This window comes from Streptomyces sp. NPDC127114, from assembly GCF_042677525.1.
Lineage (GTDB): Bacteria > Actinomycetota > Actinomycetes > Streptomycetales > Streptomycetaceae > Streptomyces.
The window spans coordinates 1-14,341 of sequence record NZ_JBHXTJ010000067.1 but is presented as its reverse complement, the minus strand read 5'-3'; the positions used below and the strand labels follow the sequence as shown (position 1 = coordinate 14,341).

The following is a 14,341-nucleotide window of genomic DNA, read 5'->3' as shown; positions in this document are numbered from 1 at the left end:
CTCAGAAGGCGCGCCGCGAGGCGTAGTCGGCGATCTCCGCGAGCGTGTCGGCGCTCTCGCCCGCGGGCAGCAGGGAGAGACGGTCCTTCGCGTCGTCGATCAGTCCCGTGGCCATGTCCGCGGCCGCGTCCCGGCCACCGGTGGTCCGGACGAGCTCGCGGACCAGGGCGAAGGCCTCCTCGGGGGGCAGCTGGCCGCGGAACGCCCGCTCCAGCAGGGCGCGTTCGCGGTCCGAGGCCCGCTGGTGGGCAAGCAGGACCGGGAGGGTCGGCCGGCGGTTCTCCAGATCGCTGTCCTGCGGCTTGCCGATGTGCGCCGAGGCGTCGTCGAAGCCGAGGAGGTCGTCTCGGATCTGGAAGGCGATGCCGAGATTCATGCCGTACTCGCCGAGGGCACGGATCCAGTCCTGCCTGCCGGTGCCGAGGACCGCCCCGATCCGGCAGGCCGCCTCGAAGAGCACTCCGGTCTTGAGCCGCGCCACCGTCAGGTACTGGTCCACGGTGCAGTCGAGGTCCCCGACGTACTCCGCTTCCAGCAGCTGTCCTCGGCACAGGTCCACCCCGGCCCGGGCCATGACCGAGGTGACCGCCACGATGTCGGCGTCGGAGACGCCGGCGGGCCGGGAGCCGGTCAGGGCGGCGAAGGTCTCGAGGATCAGTCCGTCGCCGGCGACGATGGCGGGGGCGACGCCGAACTCGGCCTGGACGGACGGGCGTCCGCGGCGCATGTCGTCCTCGTCGATGATGTCGTCGTGGATCAGGGTGGCGACGTGCAGGTATTCGATGGCCAGGGCCAGCTCGGTGAGTTCCTCGGGGGTGCCGCCGACACATCGGGCCGACTCGAGGACGAGCAGCGGCCGGAGCAGCTTCCCGGCCGGCACCAGCGCGTACTCGGCTATCCGGCCGAGGACGTCGAGGCCGCCGCCCCAGATGCCGAGTAACTCGCGCTGTAACGGGTCGCCACCGGCCAGGAACGAGGCGAGGCCCGACGGCTTCGCGTCCCGGGTGAGGTTGTTGACGATGGTCATCGCAGGTTCCGCCCTTCGTGCGGCTTGCCGATGGTCGTGGTGAGGGTGCCGATGTCCGCGATCGTCACGTCGATGCGGCTGCCGACCGACAGCGGGCCGGATGCCGCGGGTGTGCCGGTGAGGATCACGTCGCCGGGCAGCAGGGTCATGTGCTCGCTGACCGCGGCGATCACCTCCGGCACCGGGGTGAGGAGGTCGCGGGTGCTGACCCGCCGCACGGTCTCGCCGTCGAGCGTGCAGGTGATCTCGGCGTCGTCCGGGTCGAGGTCCGTGGCGAGCCAGGGGCCGAGCGGCGTGAAGCCGTCGAAGTGCTTGGCCCAGACCGGCGGAGCGGCGGCGCGGCCGGCGCCGCCGGCGGTGTGCGTGGACGGCTGCGCGTAGGCCGTGAGGTCGTTCGCGCAGGTGTAGCCGGCCACGACCCGGGAGGCCTCTTCGGCCGGGACCCGGAAGCAGCGCGCGCCGATCACGACGGCGAGCTCGGCCTCGTATGCCAGCTCCCACTCGTCTCCCGGGTGGCACACGGTGCTCCCGGAGGCTTCCAGTGAGGAGGGAGGCTTGAGGACGACCGCGCAGGAGGCGGCGCCGGCCGGGCGCCGGTCACCGGTCGCGCGGCCGTCCGGTGCGTGGTTGAGCGCCAGGCAGGCGATCTTGCTCGGCTCGGCCGGCGGCAGCAGGTCGACCTCGGCGAGCGGACGTGCCGGGCCGCTGCCGGTCTCCACCCAGCGGCCGGACGACGTGTCGTACGCGACGGGTACGACGGTGGCGTCGTCGCCGCTCCGCGTCAGCCGTCCGTACTCGGGCCGGGCGGCGGGTCGGTCGACGGGCCGGTCGCGCGAGGAGCGTGAATCGATATATCGACATATGAGCATGCGAGGTCCCTTCCTTTGCGTCGTCGGTACGGGCCGTACCCCGGTGCGGGAACGCGGGACGCCTCACCAGGCGACGGGCAGCTCCGGAAGTCCCAGGGTGACGTGACCGCCGCGCCAGGACAGCTCCTCGGGTCGCACCGCCGGCCGCAGGCCGGGGAAGCGCCGGAGGATCGCCGAGAACACCACGCTCAGTTCGAGCCGCGCGAGGGACGCGCCGAGACAGTGGTGGGCGCCGTGACCGAACGCGAGATGCGGGTTCGGCCGCCGCGTGAGGTCGAATCGGGCACCCTGGGCGAAGACGGTCTCGTCGCGGTTGGCCGCGTTGACGGAGACCTGCACCAGCTCACCCGCGCGCACCAGCCGCCCGCTCAGCACGACGTCCTCGGTCGCCACCTGCACCCGGTTGAGGTCGATGACGGGCTGATGGCGGAGGATCTCCTCCACCGTCGGGTCCATCAGCGAGGGGTCCTCGCGGAGCCGGGCCAACTGATCGGGATGCTGGAGGAGTCTGAGCACGCCGGCGCTGATCGCGGTCTGCGTCGTCTCCAGGCCGCCCGCGAGGATGACGATCAGCAGCGAGACGAGCTCCTCGTGGCTGAGGCGTCCCTCGTCGTCGTGGGCGCGGACCAGGGTGCCCAGCACGTCGGCGTCCGGCCGGCCGCCCTGCTTCAGGTCCGCGCGCTTCTCCTCGACCGCGCCGGCCATGTAGGAGCCGAGCTCCCGCCAGGCCACCTGGTCGAGCCCGGCCGGGCCCACGGTCGTGATCCGGTCGCACCAGCCGCTCAGCCTGCCGTGGTCCGCGACGGGAAGTCCCAGCAGCTCGCAGATGACGACGGCCGGCAGCGGGGCGGCGACATGGCGGACCAGGTCGGCGGGCGGCCCGTCCCGCTCCAGGTCATTGAGAAAACGTTCCGCCAGCTCGGTGACCGACGGCCTGAGTTCCTCGATCCGCCGGGCGGAGAACGCCTTGGCCACCAGGCCGCGGAGTTCCAGGTGGGGCCGGCCGTCCATGTTCACGGTGCGCATCCGGGTCCCACCCGCGCCCGGCCCGGCCGTGGCGGCGGCCGCCGTCAGGTCCCTCGTGAAGCCCGCGCCGGAGAGCACGGTGCGCACGTCGTCGTGGCGGGTCACCAGCCAGGCGGTCCTCCCGTCCGGCAGGCGGACCCGGGAGACGGGATCCTCGCGTCGTAATCGGTCGAGATCGGGCGGCAGTTCACCGGCGTGCTCGGCGGCGGTCGGATAGTCGGCGACGTAATCCATGAAGGGCATTCCGATCTGCGCGCGCTCAGGAGCGAGCGCACGCCGAAGCTGGTCCACGGTGCCGGGGCACCGCACGACGCAGGTGGAAGTGGGGATGGTCGATGGACGTGCGTCGGACGGGAAAAAGGCGGGCGACCGAAGAAATGAGGGTGATCAGCCCGGGAAAGTCCGTGGGGGAACGGCTTGCGGCCACGGAAGCGCGACTCTGAACGCGCCCAACGGAATACCGGAAACCATGGTGAATCCCCCGTTGCTCATTGCTCCTCGGCCGCGACACCACGGCCCGGTGACGTCTGCGAGACGGTCCGGCCTGGATATGCCAGACAGTTGGATCACTTGAGGGGCCGATAGTAGCACCGGGCCTCGGCGTGACAACCCTCCGTTTTGGCGCCGCGCGTCACCCGGTAATGCCCGCGCCTTCTTCGGACATGAGGTTCGGCAGGGCATGTGACGTGCTCGTTCGTGGCCGTCCGGCGGCGATCTCCACGACGGCCACGAGCGGGCGGAGCGCTGGCCGAAATGTTGCGTGGAGTGGCCACGAGTACGACGGCGCACCCGCGGAACACGTCAGGTCCAGGCCATCGTCCGTCAGGTCCCGGACGGCGGTCGTAGGGGCGACGTGGTGCCGCCGAGGCGCTCTCGCCCGGGGAGCGCGCATGGTAACGAAGGAAGCCCCTCGTGGGTACCCCAGCAAAGTCGGGGTTGTCGATGCCGTCGGCCGCCCGGCAGGGTGCTGAAGGCTGATCAACAACCACGATTGCCGAGACGGGGGGAGTCGGTTCATGTCCTGGATGACCCTGCTTCTGGAGCGGGGCCGGCAGCGGTACGGCCGGCGGGTCGCGGTCCGTGACGGTGACCGGCACGCTACGTACGCGGAGTTGGACCGCCGCACCGACAGCCTGGCCACGGCCTTCCTGGAGAGGGGTGTCGGACGCGGCCACCGCGTCGCGGTGGTGTCGCACAACCGCCTCGAGGTGCTCGAGACGTACTTCGCCCTGGGAAAGATCGGAGCGACCGCCGTCCCCCTTCACTACGGGGCCGTCGCCGAGGAAGTGGCCGACGCGGTACGGCGGTTCGAGGTGTCGGCGGTCGTCGGCGAGCCCGGCCTCCCCGGCATCGCCGGCATCGGTCCGGACCTTCCCGTCCTCCTCTACGACAGTGCGGAGTACCGCCAGGCCCTCGCCCGCGACCCCGCCCTGCCGCCGGCCGACGTCCCCGACGACGCGCTGATGTTCATCCTGCAGACCTCCGCGACGACCGGCCGGGCGAAGGGCGTCTGCGTCGACCACACCTCGCTGCGGTCCGTGGCGCTCGGGTACCAGGCCGACGTCCGGCCGGGCCCTGACCAGGTGTTCCTGCACTGCGGGCCGTTGTCCCACGGGGCGATGGTCATCCCGCTCATCTACCTCGCCGCCGGCGCGACCGTGGTGCTCATGCGGATGTTCAGCCCGCAGGAGTGCGTCGCCACGATCCGCCGGGAGGGCGTGACCCACCTGTTCCTGGTCCCCGACATGCTCCGGTTCCTGCTCAGGACCCGCGGAGCCTCGTCGACGGATCTGCCCGGCCTCCGGGAGGTCATCTACGGCGCGGCGCCCATGCCGCGACCGCTCCTCCTCGAAGCGCACGCGAGGCTCGGCTGCGGCTTCCGCCAGATGTACGGCCTGACGGAGGCGGGCGGCCCCCTGGTCACCCTGCCGCCCGAAGACCACGACTACACACCGGGCGAGGCCCGGGGACCCGCCGCGTCCATCGGCCGGGCGACCATGGGCACGGTGTTCCGCAGCGTCGACGACGAGGGACGCCCCTCCCCCACGGGGCGGATCGGCGAGCTGTGGGTCCGCAGCCCCGCCGTCATGCGCGGGTACTGGAACGACCCCGAGGCCACCGCCGAGGCGCTGCGCGACGGCTGGGTGCGCACCGGCGACCTCGGCACGGTCGACGCGGAGGGCTACATCCACCTCGCTGGCCGGGCGAAGGACGTGATCATCCGCGGCGGACAGAAGGTGTATCCGGCGGAGGTCGAGGAGGTGCTCCTCGACCACCCGGCCGTGCGCGAGGTCTGCGTGGTCGGCGTTCCGAGCGACGAGTGGGGCGAGCTTCCCGTCGCCTGCGTGGTCGTCGCCGGCCAGGACCCCCGGCTCCAGGAGACGCTGCGGGATCTGGCCCGCCGGAAACTCGCCCGGTACAAACGCCCGGAGGAATACCGCGTCGTTCCGGAGTTGCCTCGGAACACCGCCGGAAAAATCGACCGCCGCCGACTCCTCGACGGAATGGCAGCGGACTCTTCCGGGGTTCCTGCCGTCCCCGTCGGAGAGATGAGTTCATGAAATCGGACGCAGCACGGGAACACGCCCTGATTCACCTGGAGGCGATCCTACGGGAGGTCTGGGACGAGCACCCCGGCGACGCGGAGATCGACCGCGCTCGCTCGTTCCTCGATCTCGGTGTCGATTCGCTCACGCTGATGATCCTGCTGGACCGGGTGGAAAGCGAGTTCCAGGTCGACTGGGACCCCGAAAGGCCGCCCACCGCGCGCAGCTCACTCCTTTTCCTCGCCGAATCCGTGACCGCCCGGAAGTAACACGGCGCCGCGTGAACGAAAAGTCCGGACCGGGCGCGCCCGACACCTGCCTCCCCCACCCAGCAGAGGAATTCTCGTGGAACGCGTTCACATCGCCGTCGCCGGGACCCGAGCGCCGCACGACGCACCGCACCGCGTCGACGGACACGACTTCCGCTCCCTGATGAGCTCGTTCCCCACGGGTGTGGCCGTCGTGACGAGCACCGGGAGGGACGGAGCGCCCCGAGGCGTCACCTGTTCCTCGCTCAGCAGCGTCGCCCTCGATCCGCCGACCCTCCTCGTCTGTCTGAAGACCCACGGCAGCACCCTGGACGCGATCCGGGCGCGGGAGTGGTTCGCGGTGAACCTGCTGCACGCACGGGCACGCGCCGCCGCGGAGGTCTTCTCGTCCCCTGTCGCCGACCGGTTCGGGCACGTCCGCTGGCGGCCGACGGACACGGCGGGGCTGCCGTGGCTGCACGAGGACGCCCTCGCCGTCGCGGAATGCGCCCTCGCCGGGCTGTACGCCGTCGGCGACCACACGGTCGTCCTCGGCGAGGTGGCGGGCATGGAGGTCCGGCCGGACGTACCGCTGCTCTACGGCCTGCGGCGGTTCTCGGCCTGGCCGGCCGGCCCCGGACCCGCCGCCTGACACCCACACCGACCAGAGCGCCGATCAACCCGAGGGGAATGCCGCGATGACCGCAACCGAGCACGGTCTCGGACTGGCCGAGCAGTCCGGCGACGTCGAGTCGACCCTGGACTGGTTCCGGCGGATGAGGGAGTACGCCCCCGTCAGCCACGACGAGGGCAGCGGAGTGTGGCACGTCTTCCGGTACGCGGACGCGGAACGGATCCTGGCCGACTCGGTCGCCTTCTCGTCCGACTTCAGTGATCTCACGCCCTCCCAGGAGGACGTCGACCTCTTCTCCCGCGGCAATCTCATCCGCAAGGACCCGCCGGACCACCGCAAGCTGCGCGCCCTCGTCGGCAAGGCGTTCACGCCGCGGGTCGTGGCCCGGCTCGAACCCCGCATCACCGAGATCGCCGGCGAACTCCTCGACGCGGTGAAGGGCGCGGACCGGATCGAGGTGATCTCGGACCTGGCCTATCCCCTGCCGGTCATCGTCATCACGGAGCTCCTCGGCATCCCCGCCGAGGACCGCGCCACCTTCCGGCGCTGGGCCGAGGCCCTGGTGTCGCCGAGCGGCGGGGGCGGCGGGCTCATCCCGAACGAGCAGCGCGTCCGGTCCATGGCCGCGGTGATGCGCGAGATGAACCCGTACTGCCTGGAACACATCCGCTCGCGCCGCGCCCGGCCCAAGGACGACCTGATCAGCGCCCTCGCGGCGGCGGAGGTGGACGGCCAGCGCCTCGCGGACGAGGAGATGGTCGGCTTCGTCAGCCTGCTGCTGCTCGCCGGCCACATCACCACCACCGTGCTGCTCGGCAATGCCGTGCTGTGCCTGGGAGAACACCCGGAGGCCGTCGCGGCCCTGCGCGCGGACAGGTCCTCACTGCCCACCGCCATCGAGGAAGTGCTCCGCTACCGCGCGCCGCTGGCTCCGATGACGCGACGCACCACCCGGGACGTCGAGGCCGGCGGACGCACCATTCCGGCGGGCGAGATCGTCGTCACCTGGCTCTCCTCGGCCAACCGGGACGAGCGGGTGTTCGCCGACCCGGACCGCTTCGACTTCCGCCGCAAGCCCAACCCCCACCTCAGCTTCGGGCACGGCATCCACTTCTGTGTGGGGGCTCCGCTGGCCCGTCTCGAGACCCGTGTCGCCCTGGAGCTGATGCTCGACCGCTGGAGCGGGTTCTCGGCCGGTCCGGACGTCGAGTTCCACGACGCACGCGGGATCTTCGGCCCCAGGCGGCTCCCCCTCCGTGTGTGCTGGGCCTGAACCGGAGGGCGCGGGGACCGGACCGGAGCCTGCCGGACCCGAACCAGAGAGAAAGGACGAACCGTTCATGGCCACGACCGCCGCCACGACCGAACATGTGATCGAGGTGCCGGGTGCGCGACTCTGCTACGAGACCAGCGGAGCGGGACCCCTGCTCCTGCTGGTCGGCGCGCCCATGGGCAGCAGGGGATTCGCGACCATCACCCCGCTCCTCGCCGAACACTTCACCGTCGTCACCTACGACCCCCGCGGCTTCCTGCGGAGCACCGCCGAGGACCCCGACGCGGAGGTGACGCTCGACCTGCTGACCGACGACGTCCACCGGCTGCTCACGGTGCTGGGCGACGCGCCGGCCTATGTCTTCGGCAGCAGCGGCGGGGCCTCGATCGCGCTGGACCTGCTCACCCGGCACCCCGAGCAGGTGCGCGCCGTGGTGGCACACGAGGCTCCGCTCGTCGAACTGCTGCCGGACGCCGCCGAGTTGCGCGCGGCACTGCAGGACGTCTGCGAGACGTACACCGGACAGGGCCGCAACGAGGGCCTGAAGAAGTACGCCGCCCTGACCGGCGTCGAGCGGTTCTCGCGGCCGCCCGGAGGCGGGCGGCACGAGGTCACCGACTTCGCGTCGTTCACTCCGCCGGCCGACGTACGGGCCATCCTCGACCGGTTCTTCGCGCACGTCCTGCGTCCCACGGCGCTCTACCGCCCCGACCTGTCCGCGCTGCGGGCGGCGTCCGCCCGCGTCGTGGTGGGCGGCGGAACCGAGTCCAAGGGACAGCTCTCCCACCGGTCCGCGACCGCGCTCGCCGGGGAACTCGGCACCGGGCTCGTCGACTTCCCCGGGGACCACACGGGCTTCCAGGGCGAGCCGGAACCCTTCGTCCGGCTCCTGCGCCAGGTGCTCACGGAAACGGCCTGAGCCCAGGCGGTGTCATCGACCGAGTACTGCACCTGGAGTGACTCATGACCGATCTGACCTACTCGGAGTACCTGCAGGTCGACACCCTGCTGTCACTCCAGAACCCGCGTTCGTCGGGTACGGCCGACCGCTCGGTGGTGCTGGCCGAACACTTCTTCATCGTCGCCCACCAGTCGTGCGAGCTGTGGCTCAAGCAGCTGGTCGCCGATCTCGAGGCCGTGGTGGACACCCTCGCCTCCGCGTCCGGCGCGGAGCGCCTCGAGCCGACCGTGGAGCTGCTGCAGCGGTCCGGCGGGCTGCTCCGCGTGCTGCACGAGCAGGTCCTCGTACTGGAACGGCTGCCGCTGCGGGACTTCGTCGAGTTCCGGCCGCTCCTCGGCACCGCGAGCGGGGCACAGTCCGGGCAGTTCGCCGTGCTCGCCCGGCTGATCGGTGACGACCGGCGCCGGGGTGCGCTGTACGAGGCGTTCGTGGCCGCCGCGGCGCGCTCGGGCCTCTCGGTGACGCAGGTGTGCCGACAGGGTGCCGAGGCGGGCGTCCTGCACCGGATCGCCGAGGCGCTGCTCGACGTCGGCGACGGCCTGTGGCGGTGGAAGGTCGCCCATCTCGGCCTGATGTCCCGGATGGTCGGCGGCGAGCAGGGCACCGGCGGCACCAGCGGCATCGACCACCTGCTGCGCCGGATCACCCTGCCGTTCCGCGAACTCCGCGTCCACCGCGGCGAGTCGCACGCGTCCGAGCTGGCCGGCAGCACGGGCTGAGACGTCCCTTCGTCACGGAAAACCAAGGTGAGGACCCATGATCTCCAGTGTGGTAATCGTCGGCGGCGGTACGGCGGGATGGATGACCGCCACCTATCTCAAGGCCGCCCTCGGCGAACGGATCGACGTGACGCTCGTCGAGTCCAGGAACGTCTCGACGATCGGCGTGGGCGAGGCCACGTTCAGCACCGTGCGGCACTTCTTCCGGTTCCTCGGCCTGGCCGAGCACGAGTGGATGCCGGAGTGCCACGCCTCGTACAAGCTCGCGATCCGCTTCGAGAACTGGCGCGAGAAGGGGCACTACTTCTACCACCCGTTCGAGCGCCCGCGGGTCGTGAACGGCTACTCGCTCGCCGACTGGTGGCTGCACCTGAGGCCGGGCGACCGGTTCGACCGGGACGCGTCCGTGCTGGCCGCGCTGTGCGACGCCAAGGCGTCCCCGAAGTACCTGGACGGCACCGTCTTCGAGCAGGACTTCCTCACGGGCGAGGGTGACCAGCGCGCGACGCCGCCCGGCCAGTCCACCCAGTTCCCCTACGCCTACCACTTCGACGCCACCCTGCTGGCGCGCTTCCTCACCCGGTTCGGGGTCGAGCGCGGCGTCCGGCACGTGCTCGACGACGTGCTCGACGTGCGCCTCGACGAGGACGGATCCATCAGGAACGTGCTCACCAAGGAACACGGGGAGCTCACCGGTGACCTCTTCGTCGACTGCACCGGTTTCCGCGGCCTCCTGCTGAACAAGGCCCTGGGCGTGCCGTTCGTCTCGTACCAGGACAGCCTGCCCAACGACAGTGCGGTGGCCCTGCGCGTACCCGTGGACGTGGCGAAGCGAGGCATGCGGCCGTGCACCACGGCCACCGCCCAGGACGCCGGCTGGATCTGGACGATCCCGCTGCTCGACCGGCTGGGCACCGGCTACGTCTACGCCAGCGACTACTGCTCGCCGGAGGAGGCCGAGAAGACCCTGCGGGACTTCGTCGGCCCCGCCGCCGACGACCTGTCCGCCAACCACATCCGGATGAGGATCGGCCGCAGCGCCCAGTCGTGGGCGAAGAACTGCGTGGCGATCGGGCTGTCCAGCGGCTTCGTCGAGCCGCTCGAGTCCACGGGCATCTTCTTCATCCAGAACGGCATCGAGCAGCTCGTCCGGCACCTCCCCGACGGACGGGACGACGAGCGGCTGCGCGAGGCGTACAACCGGCAGGTCGGACGCGTCATGGACGGCGTACGGGAGTTCCTCGTCCTCCACTACTACGCCGCCGCGCGCGACGACAACCAGTACTGGCGGGACGCCAAGACGCGCCGCATCCCCGACGGCCTCGCCGAGCGCATCGAGCAGTGGCGCACGAAGCTCCCCGACGAGGACTCGGTGTACCCCTATTTCCACGGCTTCGAGCCCTACTCGTACACCGCCATGCTCCTGGGACTCGGCGGCCTGGAGACCCCGTCGCTCCCGGTGCTCTCACGGCTCGACGAGACCGACGCGCTGAAGGAGTTCGCACGGGTGCGGCAGCAGGCGGACGCCCTGACCGCCCGGCTGCCCAGCCAGTACGCCTATCTGGCGCACCAGCACGAGGCCGCCGCGGCCCGTACCCCGGCCTGATGGCGCGCCATGGAGGAGGCTGGTGGGACGGCTGGCTGCGGTGGCTGCAGCCGGGACTGGTGGCCTACGGCATGTTCTGGGGCCTCACCCCGCCGGCCGAATGGCTCACGGAAGGGCAGGCGCACCCGCCCCGCCGTCCCCCGAGGCCCGGGGCCGCCCCCGCGCCCGGCCACCCGGAGCGGCTCGTCCCGCACGTACGGCCCTCACCGGCCGAGCAGGCCCTGTGGCAGCAGCTCGCCTCCGGCGCTCCCGGAGTGCCGAAGACCGGTCACGCCGACCGGCTGCCCTGACCGTCCCGTCGGCAGCACGGTGCCGGGTGGCGAACACGTTTCCCGTGGGAGAAGAGATCCGATGACAACTCAGCTCACCTCCGGACCCCGTTCGGGGGCCGGACCCGACAAACAGGTCGCGCTGGCCCAGCCGAGAGGCTTCTGCGCGGGCGTGCGCCGCGCCATCGGCATCGTGGAGCGGGCCCTGGACCTGCACGGCGCGCCGGTCTACGTACGCAAGGAGATCGTGCACAACCACTACGTCGTCTCCGAGCTGGAGAAGCGGGGCGCGCGCTTCGTCGACAGCGAGGACGAGGTGCCGGAGGGCGCCCTGTGCGTGTTCTCGGCGCACGGCGTCTCGCCCGCGGTCCGCGCCAGGGCCGACGAACGGCGCCTGGAAGTCATCGACGCGACCTGTCCGCTCGTCGCCAAGGTGCACCAGGAGGCGCTGCGCTTCGCCCGGGACGGGCGCGTCATCCTGCTGGTCGGGCACGCGGGTCACGAGGAGGTCGAAGGCGTGCGCGGCGAGGCGCCCGAGCGCACCCTGGTGGTCGAGACGACCGAGGACGTACGGCGGCTCGACCTGGCCGACGACACGCCGGTGGCCTATCTCACCCAGACCACCCTGTCGTTCGACGAGACCGCGCGCGTCGTCGAAGCGCTGCGGCACCGGTTCCACGACATCGTCGGCCCGCACGACGACGACATCTGCTACGCCAGCCAGAACCGGCAGAACGCGGTCAAGGAGCTGGCCGGCCGCACCGACCTGGTCCTGGTCGTCGGATCGCGCAATTCCAGCAACTCGCTGCGCATGGTCGAGGTGGCCCGGGAGCACGGTGCCGCCGCCCACCTGGTCCCGGACGTCACCGAGCTGGACGAGCGGTGGCTGGAAGGGGCGTCACGGGTCGGCGTCAGCTCGGGTGCCAGCGCCCCGGAGATCCTGGTGGGCGAACTGGTCGACCGGCTGGCCTCGCTCGGCTACGCCGACGTCGAGGTGCAGGAAGGCGCCGTGGAGGACGTCGTGTTCTCCATCCCGGGGCGCCTGGCCGACCCGGTCACCGGCAGGACGCCGCGCACCCCTCTCGCCGACGAGGTGGGCTGATGTCGACCGTGACGGACGCCCGTACGGCGGCACTTCGGCACACGACGGTCACCGGGGGCCACACCGTGCCGGCCCTGGACGAGCTCGGCGGACCGGCCGGCCTGAAGGCCCTGTCCCCCGAGGCGGCGCGCCGGCTCGCGGAGGACATCCGCCGGTCCCTGGTCGACACCGTCACCAGGACGGGCGGTCACCTCGGCCCCAACCTGGGCGTCGTCGAGCTCTCCCTCGCGCTGCACCGCGTCTTCGACTCCCCGAGGGACCGGATCCTCTGGGACACCGGGCACCAGACCTATGTGCACAAGATCCTCACGGGTCGCGCCGCGGGCTTCGACGCCCTGCGGCAGGCCGGCGGCCTCTCCGGCTATCCGTCCCGGCAGGAGTCCGAGCACGACGTCATCGAGAACTCGCACGCCTCGACCGTGCTGTCCTGGGCCGACGGCCTCGCAAGGGCCCACCGTCTGCGCGGCGTCACCGACCACGTGGTGGCGGTGATCGGCGACGGGGCGCTGACCGGCGGCATGGCCTGGGAAGCGCTCAACAACATCGGGGCGGCGCAGGACCGGCCGGTGATCGTCGTGCTCAACGACAACACCCGGTCCTACGCCCCCACCGTCGGCGCGCTGGCCGGACACCTGGCGGCGCTGCGCGGCCCCGAGCCGCCGCGGGCCCTGTTCGAACAACTCGGGCTGGCCTATCTGGGGCCCGTCGACGGGCACGACATCGCCGGGCTCGAGGAGGCACTGCACCGGGCGGCGGCCCTGCGCCGGCCGGTCGTGCTGCACTGCGTCACCGAGAAGGGCCGCGGTCACGCCCCGGCCGAGCAGGACGAGGCGGACAGGTTCCACGCCGTCCGCGCCCGGACCGCGCCCGGGGCGCCCGGCAGGAAGTCGCCGTCGTGGACCTCCGTCTTCGGCGAGGCACTGGCCGAACTCGGGGAGACGCGACCGGACATCGTGGCGGTCACGGCCGCGATGCTCGAACCGACGGGGCTGAGCACCTTCGCCGGCCGCTACCCGGACCGCACGGTCGACGTCGGCATCGCCGAGCAGCACGCGGTGACCGCGGCGGCGGGCCTGGCCTTCGGGGGCCTGCACCCGGTGGTGGCGCTGTACGCGACCTTCCTCAACCGGGCCTTCGACCAGCTCCTGCTGGACACGGCGCTGCACCGGGCCGCGGTGACCTTCGTGCTGGACCGTGCCGGGGTGACCGGCGACGACGGTCCCTCCCACCACGGCATGTGGGACCTGTCGCTGCTCCAGCTCGTGCCCCACCTGCGGGTGGCCGCGCCCCGGGACGCCGCGACCCTGCGGCGGGCCCTGCGGGAAGCGGTCTCCGTGCACGACGGGCCCACCGCGGTGCGCTTCCCGAAGGGCAGCACCGGTGCCGACATCCCGGCGGTCGAGAGCGTGGGCGGCGTGGACGTCCTGCGGCGCGGCGAGCGGGCGGACGTCCTGCTCGTCTCCGTCGGGGCCATGGCCGACGCGTGCGCGGACGCGGCCGAACGGCTGACCGGGCACGGTCTCGGAGTCACCGTCGTCGACCCCCGCTGGGTCAAGCCCGTGCCGCCCGCCGTGGTCGAGCTCGGCCTGCGCCACCGGCTCGTCGTCACCGTCGAGGACGGCGGCCGGGCCGGAGGCGCCGGGCAGGCGATCGCCCAGGCGATGAGCGACGCCGGAGCGCCGGCGCCCGTCCGCACCCTCGGTCTGCCGCAGGACTTCCTCGAACACGGCACACGAGCGGAGGTCCTGGCGCGGTGCGGCCTGTCCGGGGAGGGCATCGCGCGCGCCGTGACCGAACTCCCCCGTCCCGGCGGACCGATGGCCGGCCCGGCGCGCGAGCGCCGTCCGTGATCACTCGACAGCAGGTTCCGACAGCGGATGCGACAGCGGTTCCACCAGCGGATCCGACAGCGGTTCCGACGACAGTGAGGAGCACGACAGTGAGGAGCACGGAGTGATGCCGGTCCCTCTCGGTATCCCGTCCGTTCCGACCCGGCTCGCCGAGCGGCGCAAGAGCCGCCAGATCCAGGTCGGATCGGTGGCCGTCGGCGGCGACGCCCCG

General features: G+C 71.9%; 13 protein-coding genes. 10 read left to right on the top strand and 3 right to left on the bottom strand.

The genetic code is table 11. From position 1 onward, the window contains the following. Position 1: 1 nt before the first annotated feature. The 3 genes from ACFVGS_RS35720 to ACFVGS_RS35710 form a co-directional block, all read right to left on the bottom strand. Entirely contained in the window at positions 2-1,027 is a 1,026-nt protein-coding gene (locus ACFVGS_RS35720) for a polyprenyl synthetase family protein (RefSeq protein WP_385696493.1), read from the bottom strand. Continuing rightward, positions 1,024-1,896, bottom strand: coding sequence for a fumarylacetoacetate hydrolase family protein (locus ACFVGS_RS35715; RefSeq protein WP_384408423.1), 873 nt, complete (start codon positions 1,894-1,896; stop codon positions 1,024-1,026). The genes ACFVGS_RS35720 and ACFVGS_RS35715 overlap by 4 nt, the downstream gene beginning before the upstream one ends. A 63-nt stretch (positions 1,897-1,959) precedes the next feature. Beyond that, complete coding sequence (locus ACFVGS_RS35710; protein ID WP_384408425.1) at positions 1,960-3,156, bottom strand: cytochrome P450; 1,197 nt, start codon at positions 3,154-3,156, stop codon at positions 1,960-1,962. 782 nt (positions 3,157-3,938) lie between these two features. Between ACFVGS_RS35710 and ACFVGS_RS35705 the strand changes: the two genes are divergently transcribed. The 10 genes from ACFVGS_RS35705 (at position 3,939) to ACFVGS_RS35660 (ending at position 14,130) form a co-directional block, all read left to right on the top strand. Further along, positions 3,939-5,483, top strand: a complete 1,545-nt coding sequence (locus ACFVGS_RS35705; protein ID WP_385696489.1) for a class I adenylate-forming enzyme family protein — start codon at positions 3,939-3,941, stop codon at positions 5,481-5,483. Further along, a complete protein-coding gene (locus ACFVGS_RS35700; protein ID WP_384408429.1) occupies positions 5,480-5,737 on the top strand; it encodes an acyl carrier protein in 258 nt (85 codons plus the stop codon). Before ACFVGS_RS35705 ends, ACFVGS_RS35700 begins: the two co-directional genes overlap by 4 nt. A gap of 76 nt (positions 5,738-5,813) precedes the next feature. Further along, a complete protein-coding gene (locus ACFVGS_RS35695) occupies positions 5,814-6,368 on the top strand; it encodes a flavin reductase family protein (protein ID WP_385696486.1) in 555 nt (184 codons plus the stop codon). Positions 6,369-6,414: 46 nt separating this feature from the next. Next, positions 6,415-7,623 (top strand): cytochrome P450, encoded by a 1,209-nt coding sequence (locus ACFVGS_RS35690; protein ID WP_385696484.1) that lies wholly within the window; start codon positions 6,415-6,417, stop codon positions 7,621-7,623. A gap of 67 nt (positions 7,624-7,690) precedes the next feature. Beyond that, a complete protein-coding gene (locus tag ACFVGS_RS35685) occupies positions 7,691-8,542 on the top strand; it encodes an alpha/beta fold hydrolase (protein WP_385696481.1) in 852 nt (283 codons plus the stop codon). Between the two features lie 44 nt (positions 8,543-8,586). Next, the gene (locus ACFVGS_RS35680; RefSeq protein ID WP_385696478.1) at positions 8,587-9,303 is read left to right on the top strand and encodes a tryptophan 2,3-dioxygenase family protein; all 717 of its coding nucleotides are present in this window, start codon (positions 8,587-8,589) and stop codon (positions 9,301-9,303) included. A gap of 37 nt (positions 9,304-9,340) precedes the next feature. After that, on the top strand, positions 9,341-10,909 hold the full coding sequence (locus tag ACFVGS_RS35675; RefSeq protein WP_385696475.1) for a tryptophan halogenase family protein: 1,569 nt from the start codon (positions 9,341-9,343) through the stop codon (positions 10,907-10,909). After that, positions 10,909-11,199: a DUF6059 family protein gene (locus ACFVGS_RS35670; protein WP_385696472.1), complete on the top strand. Its 291-nt coding sequence runs from the start codon at positions 10,909-10,911 to the stop codon at positions 11,197-11,199. Before ACFVGS_RS35675 ends, ACFVGS_RS35670 begins: the two co-directional genes overlap by 1 nt. Positions 11,200-11,260: 61 nt before the next feature. After that, complete coding sequence (locus tag ACFVGS_RS35665) at positions 11,261-12,280, top strand: 4-hydroxy-3-methylbut-2-enyl diphosphate reductase (protein ID WP_385696470.1); 1,020 nt, start codon at positions 11,261-11,263, stop codon at positions 12,278-12,280. A gap of 65 nt (positions 12,281-12,345) precedes the next feature. Continuing rightward, complete coding sequence (locus tag ACFVGS_RS35660; RefSeq protein ID WP_384408461.1) at positions 12,346-14,130, top strand: 1-deoxy-D-xylulose-5-phosphate synthase; 1,785 nt, start codon at positions 12,346-12,348, stop codon at positions 14,128-14,130. Positions 14,131-14,341 lie beyond the last annotated feature (211 nt).

Excerpts from the sequence above, each read along its gene's own strand:
- ACFVGS_RS35720 (WP_385696493.1), bottom strand. The coding sequence starts at position 1,027 with ATGACCATCGTCAACAACCTCACCCGGGACGCGAAGCCGTCGGGCCTC.
- ACFVGS_RS35715 (WP_384408423.1), bottom strand. The coding sequence starts at position 1,896 with ATGCTCATATGTCGATATATCGATTCACGCTCCTCGCGCGACCGGCCC.
- ACFVGS_RS35710 (WP_384408425.1), bottom strand. The coding sequence starts at position 3,156 with ATGGATTACGTCGCCGACTATCCGACCGCCGCCGAGCACGCCGGTGAA.
- ACFVGS_RS35705 (WP_385696489.1), top strand. The coding sequence starts at position 3,939 with ATGTCCTGGATGACCCTGCTTCTGGAGCGGGGCCGGCAGCGGTACGGC.
- ACFVGS_RS35700 (WP_384408429.1), top strand. The coding sequence starts at position 5,480 with ATGAAATCGGACGCAGCACGGGAACACGCCCTGATTCACCTGGAGGCG.
- ACFVGS_RS35690 (WP_385696484.1), top strand. The coding sequence starts at position 6,415 with ATGACCGCAACCGAGCACGGTCTCGGACTGGCCGAGCAGTCCGGCGAC.
- ACFVGS_RS35685 (WP_385696481.1), top strand. The coding sequence starts at position 7,691 with ATGGCCACGACCGCCGCCACGACCGAACATGTGATCGAGGTGCCGGGT.
- ACFVGS_RS35680 (WP_385696478.1), top strand. The coding sequence starts at position 8,587 with ATGACCGATCTGACCTACTCGGAGTACCTGCAGGTCGACACCCTGCTG.
- ACFVGS_RS35675 (WP_385696475.1), top strand. The coding sequence starts at position 9,341 with ATGATCTCCAGTGTGGTAATCGTCGGCGGCGGTACGGCGGGATGGATG.
- ACFVGS_RS35670 (WP_385696472.1), top strand. The coding sequence starts at position 10,909 with ATGGCGCGCCATGGAGGAGGCTGGTGGGACGGCTGGCTGCGGTGGCTG.
- ACFVGS_RS35665 (WP_385696470.1), top strand. The coding sequence starts at position 11,261 with ATGACAACTCAGCTCACCTCCGGACCCCGTTCGGGGGCCGGACCCGAC.